General features: G+C 71.9%; 5 protein-coding genes. 4 read left to right on the forward strand and 1 reads right to left on the reverse strand.

Going from position 1 to position 7,433, the window contains the following annotated elements:
• Positions 1–11: 11 nt before the first annotated feature.
• The 4 genes from malQ to alc all read left to right on the forward strand — a co-directional run bounded on the left by malQ (position 12) and on the right by alc (position 4,614).
• Complete coding sequence (malQ, locus tag ACWGKJ_RS29285) at positions 12–2,057, forward strand: 4-alpha-glucanotransferase (RefSeq protein WP_385019762.1); 2,046 nt, start codon at positions 12–14, stop codon at positions 2,055–2,057.
• A gap of 20 nt (positions 2,058–2,077) precedes the next feature.
• The gene (locus tag ACWGKJ_RS29290; RefSeq protein ID WP_385019763.1) at positions 2,078–2,308 is read left to right on the forward strand and encodes a hypothetical protein; all 231 of its coding nucleotides are present in this window, start codon (positions 2,078–2,080) and stop codon (positions 2,306–2,308) included.
• A 179-nt stretch (positions 2,309–2,487) separates the two neighbouring features.
• Entirely contained in the window at positions 2,488–3,405 is a 918-nt protein-coding gene (locus ACWGKJ_RS29295; RefSeq protein WP_385019765.1) for a LysR family transcriptional regulator, read from the forward strand.
• 78 nt (positions 3,406–3,483) lie between these two features.
• On the forward strand, positions 3,484–4,614 hold the full coding sequence (gene alc / locus ACWGKJ_RS29300) for an allantoicase (protein WP_385019767.1): 1,131 nt from the start codon (positions 3,484–3,486) through the stop codon (positions 4,612–4,614).
• 127 nt (positions 4,615–4,741) lie between these two features.
• Here the strand turns inward: alc and pepN are convergent, their stop codons facing one another.
• A complete protein-coding gene (gene pepN, locus ACWGKJ_RS29305) occupies positions 4,742–7,318 on the reverse strand; it encodes an aminopeptidase N (protein ID WP_385019769.1) in 2,577 nt (858 codons plus the stop codon).
• Positions 7,319–7,433 lie beyond the last annotated feature (115 nt).

Consider the following 7,433-nt stretch of genomic DNA (forward strand, 5'->3'; position numbering starts at 1 on the left):
GGGGAGTCCGTATGAGCCTTGCCAGGCTCGCCGCGCTGCATGGAGTCGCCACCAGCTACGCACCGTCCGGTGATGTCACCGTCCCGGTCTCCGACACCACCGTCGTCGCCGTGCTCGCCGCGCTCGACATCGACGCGTCGACACCTGAGGCGGTGGGCGCGGCGCTCGCCCGCCACGAGGCGGCCCTGGCGGACCGGCTGCTGCCGCCGACCGTGGTGGCCAGGCCGGGTGAGCGGCCCCCGGTGGTGCGGGACCTTCCGCCGGGCACCCGGCTGCGGATCGAGACCGAGCAGGGCGCCGTCCTCGACAAGTGGCAGGAACTGCCGCTCGGTGTGCACCGGTTGCGGGCCGACACGGCCGACGGGCGTACCGCCCGGGCCGCGCTCGTGGTCGCACCCGAACGGGTGCCTCAGCCGCCCGGCCGCGGCCACGGCTTCCTGGTGCAGCTCTACTCCCTGCTGTCCGCCCGCTCCTGGGGCATGGGCGACCTCGGTGACCTCGCCGAACTGGCCGCCTGGTCGGGGCGCGTGCACGGCGCCGGATTCGTCCAGGTCAACCCGTTGCACGCGGCAGTGCCAGGCGCGCCCACCGACCCCTCCCCGTACCGGCCTTCGTCGCGGCGCTTTCCCGACCCCGTCCATCTGCGGGTCGAGGCGGTCCCCGAGTACGCATACACCGGGGACCGCGGCCATCAGGACCGGGCCGCCGCGCTGCGTGAAGCGGTGCTCGACGGGGGCGCGCTGATCGACCGCGACGCCGTATGGGCGCTGAAGAAGGAGGTCCTGGAGCTGGTCCACGAGGTCCCGCTCGGACCCGGCAGACGCGCGGCCTACGCCGACTACCTCGCCGACCAGGGCCGTCCGCTGGAGGACCACGCCACCTGGTGCGCGCTGGCCGAGGAGCACGGACCCGACTGGCACAGCTGGCCCGCGCCGCTCCGCGACCCCCGCTCGCACGGCACGGCCCGCGCCCGCGCGGCGCTCCAGCACCGCGTCGACTTCCATATGTGGCTCGCCTGGCTGACCGACTCCCAGCTCGCCGACGCGCAACGCGCCGCCCGCGAGGCGGGAATGGAGACCGGTCTGGTCCACGATCTGGCCGTCGGGGTGCACCCGGACGGCTCGGACGCCTGGGCCCAGCAGTCCGTCTTCGCGGCGGGGATGTCCGTCGGCGCCCCACCGGACGCCTTCAACGCGCGCGGCCAGGACTGGGGCCTGCCGCCCTGGCGCCCCGACGCGCTCGCCGCCTCCGGATACGCGCCCTACCGCGGCCTCCTGAGGAACATCCTGCGGAACGCGGGCGCCCTCCGGATCGACCATGTGATGGGGCTCTTCCGGCTCTGGTGGGTACCCGAGGGCGGCGATCCCACCACAGGAACATATGTCCGTTACGACGCCGAGGCGATGCTCGCCGTACTCGTACTTGAGGCCCACCGGGCGGGCGCGGCCGTCATCGGTGAGGACCTCGGCACCGTCGAGCCGGGCGTACGGGAATCGCTCGCGCGCCGGGGCGTCCTGGGCACTTCGGTGCTCTGGTTCGAGCGCGACTGGAGCGGTACGGGCCGGCCGCTGCCGCCGGAGGAGTGGCGCGAGGAGTGCGTGGCCACCGCGACCACCCACGATCTGCCCCCCACCGCCGCCCGGCTGACCGGTGAACATGTCGGACTCCGCCACCGCCTGGGCCTGCTGACCCGCCCGCTGGGCCAGGAACAGGCCGAGGACAGGGCCGAACTCGCCGACTGGCTCGGCTTCCTCTCCCGGCTCGGGCTGCTTCCCGAGTGCTCCGGCGACGAGGAGGGCGAGGTCCGCGCCGTCCACCGTTTCCTGCTGCGCACCCCGGCCCGGATGACCGGCATCTGGCTGCCGGACGCGGTGGGGGACCGCAGGCCGCAGAACCTCCCCGGCACCTGGGACGAATATCCCAACTGGCGGCTGCCGGTCGCCGGCCCGCAGGGCAGGCCCATGACCCTGGAGGAAGTGGCCGCTTCGCCCCGTCTGCACCGCCTGATGGCTGAGTTCCGGTCGCGTACGGCACCCCCGGGCGCGCAGACCGCATAGCCGTTCGCTACGTTTGGTCCGTGGACAAGAAGAACGCCCTGCGCGCCGGAGCCGTAGCAGCCGGTACGACGCTGATGATGCTGCTCATGTCGTCCCCCGCGCTCGCGCTGACCCGCGACGACGGCGACGACCCCGGCCCCGGCCTGAGTGTCTTCGACACGGTCGGCCTCTTTGTGATCACACCTCTCGTGCTGTTCGGCATCATCGCCGGACTGGTGATGGTCCTCGACAAGTCCCGCAAGAAGGCCTGACACCCGCCCTCTTCAGGGGAAGTTCCCGAAGCAACGGAAGCCCCCGAAGCAACGGGAGCACCAGAAGTACCGCAAGCGCCAGAAGTACCTGGAGATGCCGCGGAGCCGTACGGACGGCTCCGCGGCACCTCTGCGTTCCGGGCCGGACCTCCGGAGACCGTGGGGGATAGGTTGCGGGCATGACCGAGTGGGACATCCGCAAACTCCAGATCCTCCGCACCCTGAGCGAGCGGGGCACGGTCACGGCCACCGCCGATGTGCTCCGGATGACCCCCTCGGCCGTCTCCCAGCAGCTCTCCAACCTGGCGAAGCAGCTCGGCGTACCGCTGCTCGTGGCCCACGGCAGACGGGTCAGGCTCACCGACGCCGCCCATCTCGTGCTCCGGCACGCCGAGGCGGTCTTCGCCCAGCTGGAGCGGGCCGACGCCGAACTGGCCGGCTACCTCCACGGGGAGGCGGGCGAGGTCCGGGTGGGCGCCTTCTCCACCGCCGTCCCCGCCCTGGTGGTCCCCGCGGTGGCCGCGCTGCGCCGCAGCCACCCCGCCGTCGATGTCCGTATCCGGGAGGCGGAGGCGGCCGAGGCGTACGAACTGCTCTCGCGCGGCGACGTCGACCTGGCGATCTCGCTCGCCGCGCACGCCCCGACCGCCCGCGATCCGCGCTTCACCCGGGTACCGCTGCTCGCCGACCCGCTCGACGTGGCGCTGCCCGCCGGGCACCCGCTGGCGGCGGCCGAGGGGCTGCGGCTCGCCGATCTCTCCGGCGAGGCCTGGATCTTCGGTGGCAGCGGCCCCTGGTCGGAGATCACCACGGCGGCCTGCGAGGCCGCCGGTTTCGTCCCCGAGCAGGCGCACAGCGCGGCCGGCTGGACGGCGATCCTGGCCATGGTGGAGGCGGAGATGGGGGTCGCGCTGGTGCCCAGGATGGCGGTGGGCGGGGAGCGCCGCCCCGGGGTCGTGACCCGGGTGCTCAGTGCCGACCAGCCGCTGCGCCATGTGATCGCGGCGGTGCGGCGCGGGGCCGAGGAGCGCTCCGCGACCGGCCGGGTACTGGACGCGCTGCGCGAGGTCGCGGAGGAGCAGGGCGGCCACCCGTAGCATCGTTCAGATTCACTGAATGGATTCTGTGGAAACTTTCGATGGACGCGATCGTTGGTTCTGGGTGACAGTCGGACCATGACTTCCACCGACGCACCGAGCTCCCAGGACCCCCACGCCAACGACGCGGCCCCGTACGGCGGCGGCGACCCGTACGCCGACTACCGCTCCGGTGACCACGCCTTCACCGAGCTGGTGGACCTGGCCGACCGCCGCCTCGGTGCGGGCGTCGTCGCGGCCAACGACGAGTTCTTCGCCGAGCGCGAGAACCTGCTCGTCCGCGAGCGCGCCGTCTTCGACCCCGAGCGCTTCGGCCACAAGGGCAAGATCATGGACGGCTGGGAGACCCGCCGCCGCCGCGGTGCCTCCGCCGGGACGCCCTTCCCGACCCCCGACGAGCACGACTGGGCGCTCGTCCGGCTCGGTGCCCCCGGCATCATCCGCGGGATCATCGTGGACACCGCCCACTTCCGCGGCAACTACCCGCAGCAGATATCGGTCCAGGGCGCCCTGGTGGAGGGCTCCCCGAGCCCGGACGAGCTGCTCGCCGACGACGTGAAGTGGGAGGAGATCGTCCCGCGGTCCCCCGTACTCGGCCACGCCGCCAACGCCTTCGAGATCACCGGCGACCGCGTCTACAGCCACGTCCGGCTCTGCCAGCACCCCGACGGCGGTGTCGCCCGCCTCCGGGTGCACGGCGAAGTCGTGCCGGACCCCGAGTGGCTCGACCTGCTCTCCACGGTCGACCTGCTCTCGGTGCTCAACGGCGCCGCCTACGAGGACGCGTCGGACCGCTTCTACTCGTCGCCGACCCAGATCATCCTGCCCGGCACCTCCCGCAAGATGGACGACGGCTGGGAGAACCGCCGCCGCCGGGTCCGCGACACCAACGACTGGGTGCGCTTCCGGCTGGCCGCGCAGGGCGCCGTACGCGCCGTGGAGATCGACACCGCCTACCTCAAGGGCAACGCCGCCGGCTGGATCGCGCTGAGCGGCCGGGACGGCGAGTCGGGCGAGTGGTTCGAGATCATCCCGCGCACCCGGCTCCAGCCCGACACCCTGCACCGCTTCAAGCTCCCCGCCGATGCGGTCGTCACCCACGTCCGGCTCGACACTTTCCCGGACGGCGGGGTGGCGCGGATGCGGCTGCACGGCACGTTCACCGAGGCGGGCACGGCCGAGCTGCGCCGCAGGTACAACGGGTCCTGAGCCCCCGGATCCGATTGAACGAACACCGCTGACACCTCTGTCCGGAGGCCGGGGGGAAACCCGCACAGAGGAAGGGGCGGGCGGGCGCGTCCTGCCGGACCGCACCCGCCCGCCCCGCACTCACGGCCTAGGCGTGCGCCGCCGCCGCGTCCGCCGCCTGGGCCCGCAGGGCGCGCTCCACACCCGAGCGGGACTCCGAGACCAGCCGCCGCAGCGCGGCGTTCGGCCCCGCGGACTCCAGCCAGGCGTCCGTCGCGTCCAGCGTCTCCTGCGACACCTGGAGCCCCGGGTAGAGGCCGACCGCCACCTGCTGGGCCATCTCGTGGCTGCGGGACTCCCAGACCCCCTTGACCGCCGCGAAGTACTTCTCCGTGTACGGGGCGAGCACCTCGTGCTGGTCGGTCTGGACGAAGCCGCCGATGACCGCTTCCTGGACGGCGTTGGGCAGCTGGTCGGACTCCACGACCGAGGCCCAGGCCTCGGCCTTGGCGGCATCGGTCGGACGCGCGGCACGGGCGCTCGCCGCGTGGCGCTCACCCGCCGACGTCTGGTCGCGCTGCAGCTCCGCCGCGATCTCCTCCTCGTCGAACCGGCCGACCGCCGCCAGCCGGTGCACGAACGCCCAGCGCAGCTCGGTGTCGACGGCCAGGCCCTCGATCGACTCCTCGCCTTCGAGCAGCCCGTTCAGCAGGTCGAGCTGGAGCGGTGTGCGCGCCGTCGCCGCGAAGGCACGGGCCCACGCCAGCTGGTGGTCGCTGCCCGCGTCGGCGGCCCGCAGGTGCGCCAGCGTCGCGTCCGTCCACTGGCTCAGCCCCGCCTCGCGCCAGGCCGGGTCCGCGTACAGGTCGAGTGCCAGCTTCACCTGGCGGTGCAGCGACTGGACGACGCCGATGTCCGACTCCTTGGAGATGCCGGAGAGGACGAGCGCCAGATAGTCGCGGGTGGCCAGCTCGCCGTCGCGGGTCATGTCCCAGGCGGAGGCCCAGGACAGGGCGCGCGGCAGCGACTCGGCGAAGTCGCCCAGGTGCTCGGTGACGAAGCGCAGCGACTCCTCGTCGAGGCGGACCTTCGCGTACGACAGGTCGTCGTCGTTGAGCAGGATCACCGCGGGGCGCGGCTTGTCCTGCGGGAAGGACACCTCGGTGCGCTCACCGTCGACGTCCAGCTCGATGCGGTCGGTACGGACGAGCCTGCCGTCCCCGTCCAGGTCGTAGCAGCCGATCGCGATGCGGTGCGGGCGCAGCGTCGGCACGCCCTTGGCGCCTGCGGGCAGCTCCGGCGCCTCCTGGCGTACGGCGAAGGAGGTGATGCGGCCTTCGCCGTCGACCTCGATCTCCGGGCGCAGGATGTTGATCCCGGCGGTCTCCAGCCACGCCGTCGACCAGGCCTTCAGATCGCGCCCCGAGGTCTTCTCCAGCGCGCCGAGCAGGTCCGAGAGACGGGTGTTGCCGAAGGCGTGCTCCTTGAAGTACGCCTGGACGCCCTGGAAGAACTCGTCCATGCCCACATAGGCGACGAGCTGCTTGAGCACCGAAGCACCCTTGGCGTACGTGATGCCGTCGAAGTTGACCAGCACATCGTCCAGGTCGGTGATGTCGGCCATGATCGGGTGCGTGGACGGCAGCTGGTCCTGGCGGTAGGCCCAGGTCTTCATGGAGTTGGCGAACGTCGTCCACGAGTGCGGCCACCGGGAGCCGTCCGCGTACGCCTGGCACGCGATCGAGGTGTACGTGGCGAACGACTCGTTCAGCCAGAGGTCGTTCCACCACTCCATGGTGACCAGGTCGCCGAACCACATGTGCGCCAGCTCGTGCAGGATGGTCTCGGCGCGCGTCTCGTACGCGGCGTCGGTGACCTTGGAGCGGAAGACGTACTGGTCGCGGATGGTCACCGCGCCCGCGTTCTCCATGGCGCCCGCGTTGAACTCCGGCACGAAGAGCTGGTCGTACTTGGCGAAGGGATACGCGTAGTCGAACTTCTCCTGGAACCAGTCGAAGCCCTGCCGGGTGACGTCGAAGATCGCGTCCGCGTCGAGGAACTCGGCCAGCGAGGGGCGGCAGTAGATCCCCAGCGGGACGGTCACGCCGTCCTTCTCGTAGCTGCTGTGCACCGAGTGGTACGGGCCGACGATGAGCGCCGTGATGTACGTCGAGATGCGCGGCGTCGCCTCGAACTCCCAGACGCGGTCACGCGGTTCGGGCGTCGGCGAGTTGGAGATCACGGTCCAGCCCTCGGGGGCCTTAACGGTGAACTGGAAGGTCGCCTTCAGGTCGGGCTGCTCGAAGTTGGGGAAGACCCGCCGTGCGTCGGCGACCTCGAACTGGGTGTACAGGTACGCCTGGTCGTCCACCGGGTCGACGAAGCGGTGCAGTCCCTCACCGGTGTTGGTGTACGCGCAGTCCGCGACCACCCGCAGCTCGTTCTCCCCGGCGAGCAGCCCGGGGAGCGCGATACGGGAGTCCGCGAAGACGGCGCCGACATCCAGCGGCGTCCCGTTCAGGACGGCCTCGTGCACGGTGGGTGCGATCAGGTCGATGAAGGTCTCTGCCCCGGCCTCCGCGCTCCGGAAGCGCACCGTGGTCTCGGACCGGTAGGTGCCTCCCTCCTGCGCGCCGCTGAGGTCGAGGTCGATCCTGTACGAGTCGACGGTGAGCAGGCTCGCACGCTGCCGTGCCTCTTCGCGGGTCAGATTTGTGCCGGGCACCCGGGTCATCTCCTCGGTATGTGACGTTTCCGCTCATCCTTCCACGCCCCGCGGCGTGCCAGAGGGCGGGAGGGGGCGGATACGGCGGAGCGCACGGCTCCGCTCCACCCGCGTG

The organism is Streptomyces sp. NPDC054757, assembly GCF_053612185.1.

What these genes read in the sequence shown, in the direction of transcription:
- malQ (WP_385019762.1), top strand. Translation starts at nt 12, where the DNA reads ATGAGCCTTGCCAGGCTCGCCGCGCTGCATGGAGTCGCCACCAGCTAC.
- ACWGKJ_RS29295 (WP_385019765.1), top strand. Translation starts at nt 2,488, where the DNA reads ATGACCGAGTGGGACATCCGCAAACTCCAGATCCTCCGCACCCTGAGC.
- alc (WP_385019767.1), top strand. Translation starts at nt 3,484, where the DNA reads ATGACTTCCACCGACGCACCGAGCTCCCAGGACCCCCACGCCAACGAC.